Genomic DNA, 17,329 nt, shown 5'->3' on the forward strand with positions numbered 1-17,329 from the left:
AAGACCGCGACCGGGTGACGGCCGTAGCGTCGCTGACATGGAGCCCACCCCGCCCGCCACCGACGGCCGCACATCCTCGGAGACCCTGGACACCCTGACGTCGAACTCCGTGCGGTGCGACGCCTACGCCGACTCCGTCGCCCTGATGCGCGCGGCCCAGCACCTCACCGGGGTGCCCGGCATCACGGCCGCCAGCCTCGTCATGGCGACCGAACCCAACCTGCGGCTGCTCGACGACGCCCAACTCCTCACCGACGAGGGGCGTACCGCACGCCCCGCCGACCTGATCGTGGCGCTGCGCGGCACCGCCGACGCGATCGAGCACGCCCTGGGCGAGGTGCCCGCGCTGCTCGAACAGCCCGCCGCCTCCGAGAGCGCCGAGCCCGACGCCTGGGTGCCGCGCGCCCTCGGCGAGGCGGACCCGGCGACGGCGCTCGCACTGATCTCCACCCCCGGCCCGTACGCGGCGGCCGAAGCGCTCAAGGCGCTGCGCCGCGGCATGCACGCCTTCGTCTTCAGCGACAACGTCTCCGTCGAGCAGGAGATCCGTATCAAGGACGAGGCGCACCGCCGTGGCCTGCTCGCCATGGGACCCGACTGCGGGACCGGCGTCCTGGACGGTGTCCCGCTCGGCTTCGCCAACGTCCTGCGCCCCGGCCGTGTCGGCCTGATCGGCGCCTCCGGAACGGGACTTCAGCAGGTGTCGTGCCTGCTGGACGCCGCCGGCGAAGGGGTCCGGCAGCTGATCGGGACCGGCGGACGCGACCTCAGCGCGGAGGTCGGCGCGCGCACCACGCTCGACGCGCTCGACCTGCTCGCCGCCGACCCCGGCTGCGAGCTGATCGTGCTGGTGTCGAAGCCGCCCGCGCCCGAGGCGGCCGAGCGGGTCATCGCCCGTGCGGGACGTACGGGCAAGCCGGTCGTCGTCGCGTTCCTCGGTACCGAAAGGCCCGCGGCGCTCGGCGATCCCGCAAGCACCGAGCGGCCCGGGGCGCCGGGGGCCGTCACCGTCGTCGGCACGCTGCGCGACGCGGCCCGCGCGGTGGTGCGCACCCTCGGCGGCGTACCGGCCCCGCAGTGGGCGCCGCCCGCAGTGGACACGGGACCGGGACGGTACCTCCGCGCCCTGTACGCGGGCGGCACCTTCGCGTACGAGGCGCGGCAGCTGCTGCCGGGGGCTGTCACGGCCGTCGACCCCTACGTTCCCGGTCGTGACATCGCCCTGCCGGAGCGGCACCTGGTACTCGACCTCGGCGACGACGCCTACACCGCGGGCCGCCCCCACCCGATGATCGACCCCACGGTGCGCGCCGCCCATCTGCGCGCCGCACTGTCCGACCCCGACACCGCGGCCGTGGTCCTGGACGTCGTCCTCGGACACGGCGCGGGCACCGACCCGGCCGGGCCGCTCGCCACCGAGCTGGAACGGGCGGGGGAGCGGGGGCGAGCACCGGTCATCGCCTTCGTCGTCGGCACGGACGGCGACCCGCAGGACATCGATGCGGTGCGGGCGCGCCTGGGGAAGGCGGGAGCGTTGCTGGCGCCGACCAGTACGGATGCGGCGGAGTGGGCGGTGTCGTTGGCGACGGTGGGCGGCCAACCTCACGGGAGCGCCGGTGAGTTGATGCCTACGGGGAGGGGCGCGCGGTGATGGTGGCCTGACGCGGCCGATGCCGCTGATTCGCCGACGCGGCTGACAGCCGCTTCGCACACCGAGGGCGCCGGTGCCGGTCGGGGCGCGCGGCATCCTGCCGACCGCCCTCGCCGATCATCGCGGGCCGTGCGCCGCCCTCAGTGCCCGCCCGCCCCACTGCACACCAACCACTGCTCGGGAGGCCGCACATGACCCCTCACCTCGTGTCCGATCTGCTCAACTCGGGCGGCGCCCCGCCGCGTATCGCCGCCGTCGGAGTGGCCGACTTCGCCGATGTGCCCCGCACCGGCGGCGCCCACGTCAGCACCCTCGACTGGCGACCGCCCGCGGGCGGCGACCCCGACCTCGCCTGGAAGCTGGCCGAACTCACCGGCCATGAAGCAGTCGAGGCGGCCAACCGCACGGCCGTCGACCGCCTGCTCGCCGTGCGACCTGTGTGGCGCGACGTCCGCACCGCCCGCGACGTCCTGCCGGTGCTCGATGACCGGGCCACCGGCGAACGCGTCCTGCTGCACGCCGGACCGCCCGTCGACTGGGCCGACATGTGCGGCCCGATGCGCGCGGGTGTCATCGGCGCCGCGCTGCTCGAAGGCTGGGCCGACACCCCGGAACAGGCCGAACTCCTCGCCGACTCGGGGGCGTTGCGCTTCGAGCCGTGCCACCACCACGAGGCCGTCGGCCCCATGGGCGGTATCACCTCCCCGTCCATGCCCGTCCTCGTCGTCGAGGACCCGGCCACCGGGCGGCGCGCCTACGCCAACCTCAACGAGGGCGCCGGGCGCTGCCTGCGCTACGGGGCGCTCGGCGACGACGTGATGGACCGGCTGCGCTGGATGGCCGACGTACTCGCCCCCGCGCTGCGCGCCGCCCTCGCCGACCGGCCCGACGGCGTGGACCTGCGCTCCGTCGTCGCCCAGGCGCTCCAGATGGGCGACGAGTGCCACAGCCGCAACACCGCCGCCTCCGCGCTGCTGCTGCGGGACATCGCCGCGCCGCTCGCCCGCGTTCCGCACGGCCCCGAGGTCCTGGAGTTCCTCGCCGAGAACCACTACTGGTTCCTCAACTTCTCGATGGCGGCCGCCAAACTCGCCACCTCCGCCGCCCACGGCGTCGCCCACTCCACACTCGTCACGGCGTTCGCCCGCAACGGCGTCGAGGTCGGCATCCGCGTCAGCGGCCTCGGCGACGCCTGGTTCACGGCGCCCGCCGCCGAGGTGCGCGGCCTGTACTTCGCCGGATACGGGCCCGAGGACGCCAACCCCGACATCGGCGACAGCGCCATCACCGAGACCAACGGCCTCGGCGGCTTCGCCCTCGCAGCCGCGCCCGCCATCACCGGCTTCGTCGGCGGCACCGTGGGGGAGGCGCTGCGCATCAGCCGGGACATGGCCCGCATCACGCTGGCCCGCCATGAGGCCTACCGGCTGCCGGCCCTCGGCGGCATCGGCTCACCGGTCGGCATCGACGTGCGGGCCGTCCTCGACACCGGCATCGAACCGGTCGTCACCACGGGCATCGCACACCGCCAACCGGGCATCGGCCAGATCGGCGCGGGCCTGGCGCACGCACCGCTGGAGTGCTTCCGCAAGGCGCTGGAGGCGTTCGTGATTCCGGACGCGTTCGCGGTCCCGGAGGAGTTCGTCGTTCCGGAGGCGGCCGACGACATGACTGCTCCCCGGGCATGAGCCCCGTCCACCTGCCCTGCGCCGTCAGCACCCTGGCCCGCGCCCTGCTGGCCGGGCCGCCACGTCCCGCCCGCGTCATGGCCGTCGCCCGGCAGGCCCTGTACCTGCTGCCGTACGACGGTGACACCCCGCTCGCCGTGATCGTGCCGCAGGCCGTGCGCGTGCCGGCCGCCGTGGTGCTGCCGCGGGCGGCGGGGGAGCGGCCGTTCGACGGCGTGCCGGTCGGGGGCGCGGGCCGGGTCGGGGACGGGCGCGTCGCGGTCGGGCACCTGCGCCTCGCCGTTGGGGAGTTCTGGGCGCCGCCCCGCGTCCAGGACACCCCGCGCGGCCCGGCACTCGACCGGCTCGCGCGGCTGCGTCCGCCCCGCCCTCTGGCCGCCGACGCCCGGCCCGCCGCGACCGCGCTCGTGCGCGCCCTCGCGCACGGAACCCCCAGCGCAGGGAGGCGCGCCGCGGACGCCCTGGTGGGCCTGGGCCCCGGAGCCACTCCGTCCGGCGACGACTTCCTGTGCGGACTGCTGCTCGCCGCCCGCCTGTCCCCGCTGCCACCCGCCTGGCTGCCCGTCCTCGTAGCGACCGCCGAACAGGCCGGAACACGTACGCCTCCGGTCTCGGCCGCGCTCCTGCGGCACGCCGCCGAGGGGCACTGCGTTCCACAGGTGGCGGCGCTGCTCCGCGCGGCGGCGACCGGCGCGGATCTGGCCGCACCGGTCACCGACCTGCTCGCCGTCGGCCACAGCTCCGGGAGCGACCTGCTGCACGGGTTGTGCGCGGGGGCGCGGCTCGCCGGGGTGGGGCGTTCCTGTGTCGGCGGCTCGCAGGGGTGAGCCGCCGACGTGTCGCTGTCAGGCCCCGATCCACACCGTGGTGATGTTGCAGAACTCCTTGATGCCGTGGTCCGACAGCTCGCGTCCGTAGCCCGAGCGCTTCGCGCCGCCGAAGGGGAGGGCCGGGTGCGACGCCGTCATGCCGTTGACGAAGACGCCGCCGGCCTGGCTGTCGCGGACGAAGCGCTCGATCTCCTCCTCGTCACGGGTCCACAGATTGGAACTCAGCCCGAAGGGTGTGTCGTTGGCGACGGCGATCGCCTCGTCCAGGTCCGCGACCCGGTACAGGGTCGCCACCGGACCGAACGTCTCCTCCAGGTGGATACGCATCTCCGGGGTCACATCGGCGATGACGGTCGGCTCGTAGAACCAGCCGCGGTCGGCGAAGTCCTTGGGCCGCTGCCCGCCGCACAGCACGGTCGCCCCGCTCTCGACGGCGTCGTCGACCAGCTCCTCCAGATCTCTGCGCCCCTGCTCGCTGGAGAGCGGGCCGACGTCCGTGTCCTCGTCGAGTGGATCGCCCACCCGCAGCTCCCGCATGCCGGACACGAACGCGTCCCGGAACTCCTCGAACACCGACTCGTGCACGATGAACCGCTTGGCCGCGATGCACGACTGACCGTTGTTCTGGACGCGCGCCGTCACGGCGTTCTGCGCCGCCTTCGCCACGTCCGCCGACGGCAGCACCACGTACGGGTCGCTGCCGCCCAGCTCCAGGACCGTCTTCTTCACCTCGTCGCCCGCGATCGAGGCCACGGAACGGCCGGCCGGTTCGCTGCCGGTGAGGGTCGCCGCGACCACCCGCTCGTCGCGCAGAATGCCCTCGACCGCGCCCGAACCGATGAGCAGCGTCTGGAAACAGCCCTCTGGGTAACCGGCCCGGCTGAAGAGATCCTCCAGGTAGAGGGCGGTCCCCGGCACGTTCGACGCATGCTTGAGCAGGCCCACGTTCCCGGCCATGAGGGCGGGCGCCGCGAACCGTACGACCTGCCACAGCGGGAAGTTCCACGGCATCACCGCGAGCACCGGGCCGAGCGGCCGGTAGCGCACGTGCGCCCGTACCGCGCCCGAGTCCTTCACGTCCGACTCCGCCGGATGCTCGTCCGCGAGCAGCTCCGACGCGTGCTCCGCGTACCAGCGCATCGTCTTCACGCACTTCAACGCCTCGGCCCGCGCCGCCGCCACCGGCTTGCCCATCTCGGTCGTCATCGTGCGGGCGACGTCGGGCGCGTCCGCCTCCAGCAGGTCCGCGGCCCGCTGCAGCAGCCTCGCCCGGTCGAAGAACGTCGTCGTCCGGTACGAGTCGAAGGTGCGCGCCGCCAGGGCGAGCCTGCGCTCGATCTCCTCCGGGGACAGGGCCTCGTACGTCTTGAGGGTCTCGCCGTTCGCCGGGTTGACCGTCGCGATGGGCATGCTGCCGACCTCCTCTGCGCGGTTCCTACGACCTTCCCGCGCGCCACGGACGCGCGCAACGCGGGCCGCGGGACGACCCCGGGTACCCACGGGCAGGCCTGCCAGACGTCCGCCCCTTGGATCACCTGTCTCAGGACACCTGAGCCGCGAGCCGGTCGAGGAAGACCGCCTGTGCCTTCACGATCCGGGCCCGCGCCGGATCAAGGCCGAACCAGGCCACCCGGTCCAGCTCTGGAAACTCCGCCATGCGACCGGAACCGCGCGGCCACTCCATCGTGAACGTCCCCGGCACCATCTGCGCCGGATCCAGATCCGCCTCCACCGCCCACACGGTCACGTGCTTGCCGCCGGACTGCACCGTCTCGCCCAGCGGCAGCGCGGCTCCCTCCGGCGGCGGCAGTCCCAGCTCCTCCTGAAACTCGCGCCGCGCCGCCTCCCACGGTGTCTCGCCCGGCTCGTACTCACCCTTCGGCACGCCCCACGCGCCCGCGTCCCTGCGCGCCCAGAACGGGCCGCCCATGTGCCCGAGCAGCACCTCGACCCCTTCCGCCGCGTGCCGGAAGAGAAGCAGGCCCGCGCTGCGCTTTCCTCGCCTCGTCCCGTCAGCCATGCGCCAAGTCTCGGTGCAGGAACCGGATGACCGCGAGTACACGGCGATTGTGATCCTCCGACACCGGCAGCCCCAGCTTCCCGAACACCGCCGCGACGTGCTTCTCCACCGTGCCCGCCGACACATGCAGCGACTCGGCGATCGCCGCGTTCGACCGGCCCTCCGCCATCAGCTCCAGCACATCCCGCTCCCGCTCCGTGAGCGAACTCAGCTCCTCGGCCGCCCGGCCCGCGCCGGCGAGCTGAGTCACCACCTCCGGGTCGAGCGCGGTGCCGCCCGCAGCGACCCGGGTGAGCGCGTCCGTGAACTCCGCGACGTTCGCCACCCGTTCCTTGAGCAGATATCCGACGCCCGCCGAGCCCTCGGCGAGCAGTCGCGTGGCGTACTTCGTCTCCACGTACTGCGAGAACAGCAGCACACCGGTCCCCGGATGCTCGCGCCGGATGTCGATCGCCGCGCGCAGCCCGTCGTCGGTGTGCGTCGGCGGCATACGGATGTCGACGACCGTCACGTCGGGCCGGTGCTCCGCCACGGCGGCCCGCAGCGCATCCGCGTCACTCACCGCCGCCACGACCTCGTGCCCCCGCATGGACAGCATCTGGGCCAGCAACTCCCGCAGCACGGCGGCGTCCTCGGCGATGACTACGCGCATGGCCGGGATCGTCTCACGCGTCCTGTCGGTAGTCCTGGCCGTAGTCCTCTCCGTGTTCACTTCGCTCCCTCGCCTCCTGCCCGCTCTCGCTGCCGCTGCGTCTACGTGTGCAGCGGCAGCGACACCGTCACCGCTGTCGGGCCGCCCGGCGGACTCGTCACCTCCAGCGACCCGTCGACCGTCCGGGCCCGCTGCACCAGGCCCGCGAGACCGCCGCCCGGCTCCAGGCGTGCGCCACCCTTCCCGTCGTCCGTCACCCGCAGCCGCAACGTGCCGTCACCCGCGGCCAACTCCACCCCGCAGTGCCGCGCCCCGCTGTGCTTTATCGCGTTGGCCAGCAGCTCCGCCGCGCAGAAGTAGGCCAGGCTCTCCATCGCGGGCGCCGGCCGCTCCGGCAGATCCACGCTGACGTCCACCGGTAGCGTGCTGCGCGCCGCGAGCGTGCTCAGCGCGTCACCGAGCCCGCCGTCGAGCGCGGGCGGATGCAGGCCACGCGAGAGGTCGCGCAGCTCCGTGAGGACCTCCGTCGCGTTGTCCCGCGCCGCCTCCACCATGCTGTGCAGCTCCGGCCGGTCCCGGTCGTCCAACTGCTCGCGCACCATGTCCAGACTCATCGCAAGCGCCACCAGGCGAACCTGCGCCCCGTCGTGCAGATCCCGCTCGAGCCGACGCAGCCGTTCATTGGCCTCTTCCACCGCCAGCGCCCGCTTCTCCTCCAGGTCGCGCACGCGGTCGGCCAGTTCACCAGGGCCGAGCAGCGCCGGCATCAGCGTGCGGTCCGCCTTGACGACGACCCGTATCAGCCACGGCGCGATCACCACGATCAGCACACCCCGCAGCGCGACACCGAACGCCCCGGCCAGCGAGTGCACCTGCGGCTGCCCGCCCCACGGCAACGGCGTCACCAGCGTCAGATCCTCGGGCGTGAACGCCCACCGCACCGGCGCCGCGATGTTCACCGCGCCGATCACCCACCACGTCACCCCGTACAGGCCCACCGTCGCCAGCGGCAGCTTCACCAGCACGTACGCGACCGCCCGCCACGCGGTCCCGTCCCGCAGCCGAGCCTCCACGCGCGCGAACATCCCGCCCTCGACCGGCGGCGGGCCCGGCGCCGCCACCCGCTCGCCGAGCAGCGCGCCGGCAAGGAGCCGGTGCAGTGCGCCGAGGCCGCGGGCCAGGTAGAGCCCGGCCAGCAGGAACACCGCGCCGAGGACCGCCCCGACCACCGTCAGCGTCAGCGCGGACCCCAGGGCCAGCGCCACCACGACGAGGAGGAAACCCACGAGCGCGGGGACGTAGCACAGGAGGCAGTACGCCGCCTCCGCCCACGCCCGCCGCGTGACGCAGGCCGTCAGTGCCGCGCGCACGCTCGGCAGGCCGTCGAAGGGGAAGTCAGGCATCGCGGCGCGCCAGCAGCCGGTCGCCCACGGCGAGGAACGCCGCCGTGTACAGGCACAGCACGCTGAACCCGGCCCACGGCGACAGCATCCCGTCGACCGGCACCGTCACCGCAAGCGAATTGCCCGCGATCATCGTCGGGAAGAACTTCGCGACCGCCGTCCCCGTGGTCCCGGCCAGAAGCGCGGGCAGCACATATGTGATGCCGACCAGGACGCCTATCGCGCTCGCCGTGTGCCGGGTGATCGCGCCGATCCCGAGGCCCATCAGGCCGACCATCGCCAGATACGCGCCCGACATGAGCACGGCGCGCAGCACAGCGGGATCGCCGAGCGAGGGGTGCGGCACACCGGGGGAGAGCGCCGCGGTCCCCGCGAGGAACGTCACGAACGTCACCACCTCGCCGACGACCAGCGCGAGCCCGCCGAACACCGCGGCCTTCGCCGCCAGCGCCAGCCGCCGGTCGGGCACCGCCGCCAGCGTCGAGCGGATCGTCCCCGACGAGAACTCGCCGGACATCACGAGGACGCCCAGCACGCCGATGATGAGCTGGCCGAGGGCCACGCCCGCCAGGACGTTGTTCGTCGGGTCGAAGGACGCCACCCGCGAAGCGCCCTGCGGCGCCTTCGTGTTGGCCATCGTCACGACCCCCATGGCGATCATGCCGACCACGGTGAGGAGCAGCGCGTACATCGTCGAGCGCAGGCTCCGCAGTTTGATCCACTCCATCCGGGCGGCCTGCCGGAAACCGTAGTGCCCCGCCAGGGCGGGCGCGTACGTCGCGGTGCTCATCGGGCTCCTCCTGCCTGGTACATGGCCGCGCCCCCGGTGAGCGCGAAGAACGACTCCTCCAACGACCGCCCGTGCGCCGTGAGGTCGGCGACCGAGGTGTCCGCGAGCAGCCTGCCCTGGCCGATCACCAGAAGATGGTCGGCCGTGAGGGCCATCTCGCTGATCAGATGGCTCGACAGCAGGACCGTACGTCCCTCGGCGGCCAGCGAGCGCAGCAACTCCCGTATCCAGCGGACGCCTTCGGGGTCAAGCCCGTTCACCGGCTCGTCGAACAGCAGCACCGCCGGGTCTCCCAGGAGCGCCGACGCGATGCCGAGGCGCTGCGCCATGCCGAGCGAGAACGAACCCGCCCGCTTGTGCGCGACCGAGGCCAGACCGACGGTCTCCAGGACCGCGTCCACCCGCGCCGGGTCGATGCCGCCGCCCGCGGCCAGCGCCGCGAGATGGCCGCGCGCGCTGCGGCCCGGATGGAACGTGCGGGCTTCGAGCAGCGCGCCGACCCGGCGCAGCGGCCAGTCCAACTCGGCGTACGGGCGGCCGTGGATCGTGACGTGCCCGGCGTCCGGCCGGTCGAGACCCATGATCATGCGCATGGTCGTGGACTTCCCCGACCCGTTCGGCCCGAGGAATCCCGTGACGCTCCCGGGGCGCACCCGAAAGCTCAGGTCCTCCACGGCGACCGTCTCGCCGTACCGCTTGGTGAGACCCTTGGCCTCGATCATCACGACTCCCTCTGCCCACGCGCTCCGACGTCGCGCCCTTCGTGTGACATCCACGCTAGGTACCGGGACGATCCACCGGAACGAGGTTGTCCTCCGACCCTGCTGGGGGAAAACCCCCAGGCCGCGGACGCCGGGCAGGAGTTTCAGCCCGGAGCGGCCCGGAGCGAAGCCCAGGCCGAAGCGAAGCCGAAGCCAGTCCGAGGCGGGCGCTCGATCAGGCCCGCCCCCGCGGCACGACACCCAGCGCCGTCGCGTCCGCGAGATGCTGCCCCAGACGCAATCGCAGCGGCCCGATCGGCCCCGGCCGCTCCGACAGCAGACTCAGCGATCCCACCGCCCGGCCCGAGGCCCGCAGCGGCACCGCCAACCACACACGCGAAGCCCAGGCTGCGCGCCATCGCCGTGTACGAAGGCCAGTTGGCGCGCGCGTACGGATGCGCCAGCGGAACGCCGCTGATGGCCGTGGCGGAGCTGCGGCAGTCCAGGCCGGGACCCTCGCCCCAGGTCAGCGCGGCCCGCTCCAGGCGCAGGCCGCGTGGGTCGGACGCCGCGACCTCGACCCGGGCCGCGGGCGGGTTCAGCACCGCCACCGCCGACGCCACCCCGAGCAGCGACACACAACTGCCGACGAGCGCGCCGAGGGCCTGGGTACCACCCCGTACGGCGGCGTCGGCCACTTCCACGAACGCCGTCGCCAGCCGCTCGCTGTCCACCTGGTACGCCTCGTACGGCACGCCACGCATGACGGCCCCCTTGCCCCTGTCCCGTCCGCCCCGCACGACGCAGCGACCCGCCCTGCCACTTACCCGTCGGGCGGACTGTGCTCAGGGGGTATGCCCCTTGGATGGGCCGCACGAACCGACGGCGTACGACCCGCCTCACATGTGCACGGCCGACTCCTCGCCGGACATCACCTTCGGCGGCCCCGGCCGGTACAGGAGCAGTGTCACGACGAAGCCGACGCCGAAGAACGCGGCCGACCACCAGTAGGCGGTCGAATAGCTCTCGATCGCGGCCTGTGCCCGCACCAGCGGTGTGGGCCGCTTGCCGACGAGGTAGCTGGTCGCGGCGGTCGTGGCCAGCGTGTTCAGCAGCGCCGTACCGATCGAACCACCCACCTGCTGACTGGTGTTGACCATCGCGGAGGCGACCCCCGCGTCGTGCGTCGCGACACCGGAGGTGGCCAGGTTCATGGCCGTCGCGAAGATCATGCCCATGCCGAGGCCCATCACCATCGTCGGCGGCAGCACGTGGCCGGCGTACGTGCTGTCGATGTCGAGGAAGGTCAGCCAGATCATCGCCCCCACCGCCAGGGCCATGCCCAGCGGAACGATCGGCTTGGGCCCGAACCTCGGCGCGAGGGAGTTCTGCGTGATCATCGACGAGAAGATCATGCAGGCGACCATCGGCAGGAACGCCACACCGGTCTGCACCGGCGAGAACTCCAGGATCTGCTGCAGGTAGTACGTCAGGAACAGGAACACGCCGAACATGCCCGCACCGGCGATGAACATCGCCAGGTACGACGCGCCGCGGTCCCGGTCGAGCGGCACACGCAGCGGCAGCAGCGGATGCGCGGCCCGCGTCTCGAACCAGGCGAACGCGGCCAGCAGCACCGCGCCGATCACCAGGAAGCCCCACGTCGCGAACTCGCCCCAGTCATGGGTCTCGGCGTTGGAGAACCCGTACACGATGCAGAACAGGCCCGCCGACACCAGGATCGTGCCGGGCACGTCCAGCTTCGGACGGTCCGCGGGACGCCCGCCGTGCAGCAGCCGCAGGCCGCCCAGGAACGCGAAGGCGGCGAAGGCCAGGTTCACGAACAGGCACCAGCGCCAGTCCAGATACTCGGTCAGCACACCGCCCAGCAGCAGGCCGACCGCGCCGCCCGCACCGGCGATGGCGCCATAGATGCCGAAGGCCTTGGCCCGCTCCTTGGGATCGGTGAACGTCGTCGTCAGCAGGGAGAGCGCGGCCGGCGCGAGCAGCGCGCCGAACGCGCCTTGCAGGGCGCGCGCCGCGACGAGCATTTCGAAGCTGCTCGCGGCACCACCCAGCGCGGAGGCCACCGCGAACCCGACCAGGCCCACGAGGAACACGGCCTTGCGGCCGACGAGGTCGGCGATCCGCCCACCGAGCAGCAGCAGACTGCCGAACGCCAGGGAGTAGGCGGTGACGATCCACTGCCGGTTCCCGTCGGAGAACCCGAGGTCCTTCTGGGCCGAGGGCAGCGCGATGTTCACGATGGTGGCGTCGAGGACGACCATCAGCTGTGCCAGGCCGATCACGGCGAGGATCAGCCACCGGTGCTCGTGCCTGCCCCCGCCCGCGTACGGCACGGAGCCGCCGCCGGGAGGGGAGTGCTGTATGCCGGGTTCGGCGTCTGCCTGAGAGGTGTCGGGCGAGCGATCCATCGTGGCCTCCAAACCACCGGACCCCCCGATCGACTTCGCCCACCACGCTAAGCGCCCTGGTCATGGTGGGCGACTGGAGAGAGAACGGGGCCGTTCCCCAGGTGTGGAGAACGGCCCCGTCGGGTGCCGGGTTCGGCGGCCTCCGCCGAGGATCGGCGGAGGTTCGTCAGCGGCTGTGCTCGTCCAGGGCGGCCGACTTCTCGTCGGGCTTCCCGTCCGGCTCCGTGCCGGGCTTCGTGTCCGGCTTCGCGTCACCCTGTGCGGACTGCTCGGCCGCACGCGGCTCGGGAACCGCGCCCGCGGCCACGGCCACCGCCGCGCGCTGCGGGAACAGCCGCTGCGCGAGGGGCTGCACGAACCGCGCGGTCAGCGGGCCCACGATCACCAGGATCAGCACGTACGCGGTGGCCAGCGGGCCGAGCCGGGGCTCGATACCGGAGGTGACGGCGAGGCCCGCGATCACGATGGAGAACTCGCCGCGCGCCACCAGCGCGCCACCGGCCCGCCAGCGTCCCTTGACGGAGATCCCTGCGCGGCGCGCCGCCCAGTACCCCGTCGCGATCTTCGTGCAGGCCGTGACCACGGCGAGCAGCAGCGCGGGCAGCAGCACCGGAGGGATGCTCGCCGGGTCGGTGTGCAGGCCGAAGAAGACGAAGAAGACGGCCGCGAACAGGTCGCGCAGCGGGGACAGCAGCGTATGCGTGTTCTCGGCGACCTCACCGGACAGCGCGATGCCCACGAGGAACGCGCCTACGGCCGCGGACACCTGGAGCTGCTGTGCGAGACCCGCGACCAGAATGGTCAGACCGAGCACCACGAGGAGCAGCTTCTCCGGGTCGTCGCTGGAGACGAACTTCGAGATGTGCCGCCCGAACCGCACCGCGATGAACAGCACCAGACCCGCGGCGCCGAGCGCGATGGCGAGCGTCAGCCCGCCGGCCGCCCAGCCGACACCGGCGAGCAGCGCCGTGATGATGGGCAGATACACCGCCATCGCCAGGTCCTCGAGCACCAGAATGCTGAGGATCACCGGCGTCTCGCGATTGCCGAGCCGGCCCAGGTCCCCGAGCACCTTGGCGATCACGCCCGAGGACGAGATCCAGGTGACACCGGCGAGCACCACGGCCGCCACCGGCCCCCACCCCATGAGCAGTGCGGCGATGGCACCGGGCAGGGCGTTGAACGTCATGTCGACGAGGCCGGCGGGATACTGCGTCTTCAAATTGGTGACGAGATCGCTGGCCGTGTACTCGAGACCGAGCATCAACAGCAGCAGGATCACGCCTATTTCGGAGCCGATGGCGACGAACTCCTCGCTGGCGCCGAGCGGCAGCAGACCGCCCTCACCGAACGCGAGTCCTGCCAGCAGATACAGCGGGATCGGTGAGAACCGCAGCCGCCCCGCGAGCCGTCCGAGCAGCCCGAGTGCCAAGGTGATGGCACCGAATTCGATCAGAAAGACAGCACCGTGCATGCGGTCACTCCCGCCCCAGAATCGTGGCCGCCGCGTCGACGCCCTCGCGGGTACCGATGACGATGACCGTATCGCCGCCCGCGAGCCGGAAGTCCGGCGTAGGCGACGGAATCGCGTCGGCGCGGCGCAGTACGGCCACGATCGACGCGCCGGTATCGGTCCGCATCTTCGTCTCGCCGAGCAGCCGCCCGTTCCAGATCGAGGCGCCCGGAATCTCGATGCGCTCGGCGACGAGCCCCAGATCGGTGGTGTGCAGCAGGTTCGGGCTGTGGTGCGAGGGCATCAGCGCGTCGATGAGATACGTCGCTTCCCCCGACGTCAGCTTCAGTGACAGGTCGCAGGCGTCCGGGTCGTCCGCCCGGTACGCGCTGAGGGTGCGGCCCCCGTCCCGGTGGGCGACGACCGAGAGCTGGCGCTGCTCGCGGGTCGTGAGGTCGTAGCGGTAGCCGATCCCCGGCAATGGTGTCCTGCTCAGGCGTGAAGCGGGCACGTCTCTCCCCTTGTCCGTGCGTGGCCGCTGTCCCGGCGACCAATAGATGGCAGATGCAACTTTAGATGGATGTCCGTCACCCTATACGCGCCAAGCTTTGGCAAAAAAACGGTCAGGCGTAGAAAGGGTCATACGGGGCGTACGAGGTCATGCGCACAAGCAGTCGGGCACCGACACGGTCACGCGTCGAGCGAGGCATGCGCGGCGAGCACAGCCTCCACCGTGTCCGCCTGCTCGGCGGACTTGTCCTCCCGGTACCGCACCACGCGCGCGAAGCGGAGCGTCACACCTGCCGGGTAGCGCGTCGAGCGCTGCAAACCGTCATAGGCGATCTCCACGACCAACTCGGGCCGCACGGTCACGACATGGCCGTCGTCACTGACCGCCAGGGCGCGCAGTCGCTCCGTCTGCCAGGTCAGCAGCGCGTCGGTGAGTCCCTTGAACGTCTTGCCGAGCATCGCGTACGTACCGTCGGGACGGCGTGCGCCCAGGTGCAGGTTGGACAGCTTTCCGGTACGCCGCCCGTGCCCCCACTCGGCGGCGAGCACGACGAGGTCCAGCGTGTGCACGGGCTTGACCTTCACCCAGGACGCGCCGCGGCGCCCCGCGCTGTACGGGGCCTCAAGGCCCTTGAGCACCACGCCCTCGTGGCCACGCGCGAGGGTGTCGGCGAAGAACGCCTCGGCGGCGGCCCGCTGTTCGGTGCCGTCCGCCTCCTCGCCCTCGTCCGCGACCACGAGGCGCCGTACCCGCATCGCCTCCGGGGCGAGCCGGGCCAGCTGCTCGTGCCGCCTGGCGAACGGCAGGTCCAGCAGATCCCGTCCGTCGACGTACAGCACATCGAAGAACACGGGGGAGACCGGCAGCGCCTTCGCGGCACGCGCGACGTCGACCCGCGACCCGACCCGGCCCGCGACGTCCTGGAACGCCCGCGGCCGACCGTCCTCGCCGAGCGCGATGACCTCCCCGTCGAGGATGAACCGCTCGCCGTGGAACTCCCGTACGGCGTCGGTGACTTCGGGAAGCCGATCCGTGATGTCGTCGAGCGTGCGCGTGTAGACGCGTACGTCAGCGCCGTCCCGATGAACCTGCACGCGAATGCCGTCGAGCTTCTCCTCCACAGCGCAGGCGCCCAGCTTGTCGAGCGCCTCGCCGACGCCACCGGCGCTGTGCGCGAGCATCGGCAGCACGGGCCGGCCGACGGTGAGCCGGAACTCGTCGAGCGCCTCGGGTCCGCGGGCGAGGAGCGCCTGCGCGACGTCCTGCAGCCCGCCTGCCAGCATCACGGCACGCCGTACGTCGGCGGGGGCCGCGCCCGTCGCCTGCGCAAGCCCCTCGGTCGCGACGGCGTCCAGGGCGCCCTGGCGCACCTCGCCGGTCACGAGCCCGAACAGGAACCGCTGCTCGCCCTCGGTGGCGGCGCCCATCAGCTGCCCGACGAGTCGCTTCCGCTCGGCCTGCGAACCGGTGCCGGACACATCCCCGAGCTCGGTCATCAGCGCGTCGACGTCCTGCACGCTCAGCCGCGGCTCCGGCGCCGCCTCGACCGGCTCGCTCAGCACCCGCCACCCGACCCCGAGTCGTCCCTGGGGCAGCCGACCCGCCAGGTACGGGATGACGATCGGTACGTCGTCCGGGTCGGCGTCCCGGAACAGCTCGGCGAGCAGCGCGATCTTGCGCGACCGCGCGGAGGCGGCGGCGACGTCCTGGGACACCTGAGCGAGCCGGGCGAACAGCATGTAGCCATGGTGCTACGGGGGAGGTGGAGGCGCAGCGGAGCCGCTGCCGGCACCTCCTGCCGCTCCCGGTCGTTCAGCTGCCCGTCGAGAGCTCCCGCTCGATGGCCGCCACGACCTCCGGAGCGTCCGGCGTCGTCTGGGGCGAGAAGCGGGCGACGACGTCACCGGAGCGCCCGACGAGGAACTTCTCGAAGTTCCAGCGGATGTCGCCGGTGTGCCCCTCGGCGTCCGCCGTGTCGACGAGGTTCGCGTACAGGGCGTGCCGCTCCTCGCCGTTGACGTCGACCTTCTCCGTCATGGGGAACGTGACCCCATATGTGGCGGAGCAGAACTCGGAGATCTCGTCGGCAGTACCGGGCTCCTGCCCCATGAACTGGTTGCAGGGCACGCCCAGCACCGTGAACCCACGGTCCGCGTACTGCTTCTGGAGCTCCTCGAGGGCGGTGTACTGCGGCGTGAGCCCGCACTTCGAGGCAACGTTGACGATCAGGACGGCCTTGCCCTGGTACTGGGAGAGGTCGGCGGCGCCGCCCTGAAGGTTGTCGATCTGCACTGCGTCGTAAATGGTCATGCTGCGGAGCGTACGCCGAGACTCTGACAGCGACGTGACCGCGCCCCGGCTCTGGTCCCAGCCGAGGTTCGGGCCCGGCTCAGAAGATCAAGACGCTTCGTCCCCCAGGGACCATGACGACGACGCCATCCACAGCCGCGCCGTCACGCAGGGGCGCCGAGTGGCGGGTGCTCGAGCACGCGGGGCTTGTACTCGACCAGCTGGATGCCGCTGTCGAAGGTCTGGTGCTCGGTCATCTCGAGAGCGACGTCCGGATAGCCGTCGTAGATGCGTTCTTCACCCGTGGCCCCGGTGATCACCGGGAACATCACGACCCGGAAGCGGTCCACGAGTCCGGCGCGCAGCAGGGACCGGCACAGGCTGAGGCTGCCGATCGTACTGAGGAGTTCCGAGCCACTGGACTTCATGGCGCGGACCGCCTCGACGGCGTCGTCGCGGACGAGCGAGCAGTTGGCCCATTTCAGTGGGTCCTCGAGGGAGGAGGAGAACACCACCTTGGTCGCTTGCGTGAGCTCGTCGACGGACGCCTCTTCTTCGGGCCTGAACTCGTCTTGGCCGGTCGGGATCTCGCCTGCGGCGAAGCCCGACATGAGGCGGTACGTGTTCGCCCCCATCAAGTAGGTGACCTCGGGCTGTTTGCCGAGCCAGGCGAGGTACTCCGGGCCTTCGAGGCCCCAGAACCCGGGCCATCCCTCTCCCGAGGCGTAGCCGTCGAGGGAGGTGATGAAGTCCACGAGAAGCTCCGACATGGCGGTGTCCCTTCATAGGTGTCACGAACTTGGACCGACAGCGAGCCGCAAACTCATCGGCCGCGCTTCGGAGCGCTCGGGTCGACCGTCGTGCTCAGCGGGTGCCGTGCGTGTCGGCTTGCGCAGAAAATCGAAC

At 72.1% G+C, this 17,329-nt stretch carries 15 protein-coding genes and 1 pseudogene; 3 read left to right on the forward strand and 13 right to left on the reverse strand.

Translation table 11 applies throughout. The features are described 5' to 3' along the window. The first annotated feature begins 37 nt into the window (after window positions 1-37). The 3 genes from ACIRHA_RS08270 to ACIRHA_RS08280 all read left to right on the forward strand — a co-directional run bounded on the left by ACIRHA_RS08270 (window position 38) and on the right by ACIRHA_RS08280 (window position 4,166). Window positions 38-1,651 (forward strand): transcriptional regulator, encoded by a 1,614-nt coding sequence (locus tag ACIRHA_RS08270; protein ID WP_403841377.1) that lies wholly within the window; start codon window positions 38-40, stop codon window positions 1,649-1,651. A gap of 191 nt (window positions 1,652-1,842) precedes the next feature. After that, window positions 1,843-3,339, forward strand: coding sequence for a DUF1116 domain-containing protein (locus tag ACIRHA_RS08275; protein ID WP_403841379.1), 1,497 nt, complete (start codon window positions 1,843-1,845; stop codon window positions 3,337-3,339). Then, window positions 3,336-4,166, forward strand: coding sequence for a DUF2877 domain-containing protein (locus ACIRHA_RS08280; protein ID WP_403841381.1), 831 nt, complete (start codon window positions 3,336-3,338; stop codon window positions 4,164-4,166). Before ACIRHA_RS08275 ends, ACIRHA_RS08280 begins: the two co-directional genes overlap by 4 nt. 18 nt (window positions 4,167-4,184) lie before the next feature. On the opposite strand, the gene ACIRHA_RS08285 is transcribed toward ACIRHA_RS08280, so the two are convergent. From ACIRHA_RS08285 to ACIRHA_RS08345, 13 genes and pseudogenes are all read right to left on the reverse strand, one after another. Continuing rightward, window positions 4,185-5,579, reverse strand: coding sequence for an NADP-dependent succinic semialdehyde dehydrogenase (locus tag ACIRHA_RS08285; RefSeq protein WP_403841384.1), 1,395 nt, complete (start codon window positions 5,577-5,579; stop codon window positions 4,185-4,187). Window positions 5,580-5,709: 130 nt separating this feature from the next. Then, window positions 5,710-6,189: an NUDIX domain-containing protein gene (locus ACIRHA_RS08290; protein WP_403841387.1), complete on the reverse strand. Its 480-nt coding sequence runs from the start codon at window positions 6,187-6,189 to the stop codon at window positions 5,710-5,712. After that, window positions 6,182-6,841: a response regulator gene (locus ACIRHA_RS08295; RefSeq protein ID WP_403841389.1), complete on the reverse strand. Its 660-nt coding sequence runs from the start codon at window positions 6,839-6,841 to the stop codon at window positions 6,182-6,184. Before ACIRHA_RS08295 ends, ACIRHA_RS08290 begins: the two co-directional genes overlap by 8 nt. 101 nt (window positions 6,842-6,942) lie before the next feature. Then, the gene (locus tag ACIRHA_RS08300) at window positions 6,943-8,244 is read right to left on the reverse strand and encodes a sensor histidine kinase (RefSeq protein ID WP_403841391.1); all 1,302 of its coding nucleotides are present in this window, start codon (window positions 8,242-8,244) and stop codon (window positions 6,943-6,945) included. Beyond that, window positions 8,237-9,034 carry an ABC transporter permease gene (locus ACIRHA_RS08305; protein WP_403841393.1) on the reverse strand — a complete coding sequence of 266 codons (798 nt, stop codon included), beginning with the start codon at window positions 9,032-9,034 and terminating at the stop codon, window positions 8,237-8,239. Before ACIRHA_RS08305 ends, ACIRHA_RS08300 begins: the two co-directional genes overlap by 8 nt. 83 nt (window positions 9,035-9,117) lie before the next feature. Then, window positions 9,118-9,756, reverse strand: a pseudogene (locus tag ACIRHA_RS08310) (ATP-binding cassette domain-containing protein); the annotation flags it as partial. A 143-nt stretch (window positions 9,757-9,899) separates the two neighbouring features. Further along, window positions 9,900-10,499, reverse strand: coding sequence for a hypothetical protein (locus ACIRHA_RS08315; protein ID WP_403841396.1), 600 nt, complete (start codon window positions 10,497-10,499; stop codon window positions 9,900-9,902). Window positions 10,500-10,634: 135 nt separating this feature from the next. Then, window positions 10,635-12,170 (reverse strand): MFS transporter, encoded by a 1,536-nt coding sequence (locus tag ACIRHA_RS08320; RefSeq protein WP_403841399.1) that lies wholly within the window; start codon window positions 12,168-12,170, stop codon window positions 10,635-10,637. Between the two features lie 166 nt (window positions 12,171-12,336). Then, window positions 12,337-13,644, reverse strand: coding sequence for a cation:proton antiporter (locus tag ACIRHA_RS08325; protein WP_403841402.1), 1,308 nt, complete (start codon window positions 13,642-13,644; stop codon window positions 12,337-12,339). 4 nt (window positions 13,645-13,648) lie between these two features. After that, the gene (locus ACIRHA_RS08330) at window positions 13,649-14,134 is read right to left on the reverse strand and encodes a cation:proton antiporter regulatory subunit (protein WP_403841405.1); all 486 of its coding nucleotides are present in this window, start codon (window positions 14,132-14,134) and stop codon (window positions 13,649-13,651) included. A 179-nt stretch (window positions 14,135-14,313) separates the two neighbouring features. Continuing rightward, complete coding sequence (locus ACIRHA_RS08335; protein WP_403841407.1) at window positions 14,314-15,873, reverse strand: ATP-dependent DNA ligase; 1,560 nt, start codon at window positions 15,871-15,873, stop codon at window positions 14,314-14,316. A 73-nt stretch (window positions 15,874-15,946) separates the two neighbouring features. Continuing rightward, complete coding sequence (locus tag ACIRHA_RS08340) at window positions 15,947-16,444, reverse strand: glutathione peroxidase (protein WP_403841410.1); 498 nt, start codon at window positions 16,442-16,444, stop codon at window positions 15,947-15,949. Between the two features lie 143 nt (window positions 16,445-16,587). After that, window positions 16,588-17,193 carry a dihydrofolate reductase family protein gene (locus ACIRHA_RS08345; protein ID WP_403841413.1) on the reverse strand — a complete coding sequence of 202 codons (606 nt, stop codon included), beginning with the start codon at window positions 17,191-17,193 and terminating at the stop codon, window positions 16,588-16,590. Window positions 17,194-17,329: the final 136 nt, after the last annotated feature.

The organism is Streptomyces sp. NPDC102360, assembly GCF_044766085.1.
Classification (GTDB): domain Bacteria; phylum Actinomycetota; class Actinomycetes; order Streptomycetales; family Streptomycetaceae; genus Streptomyces.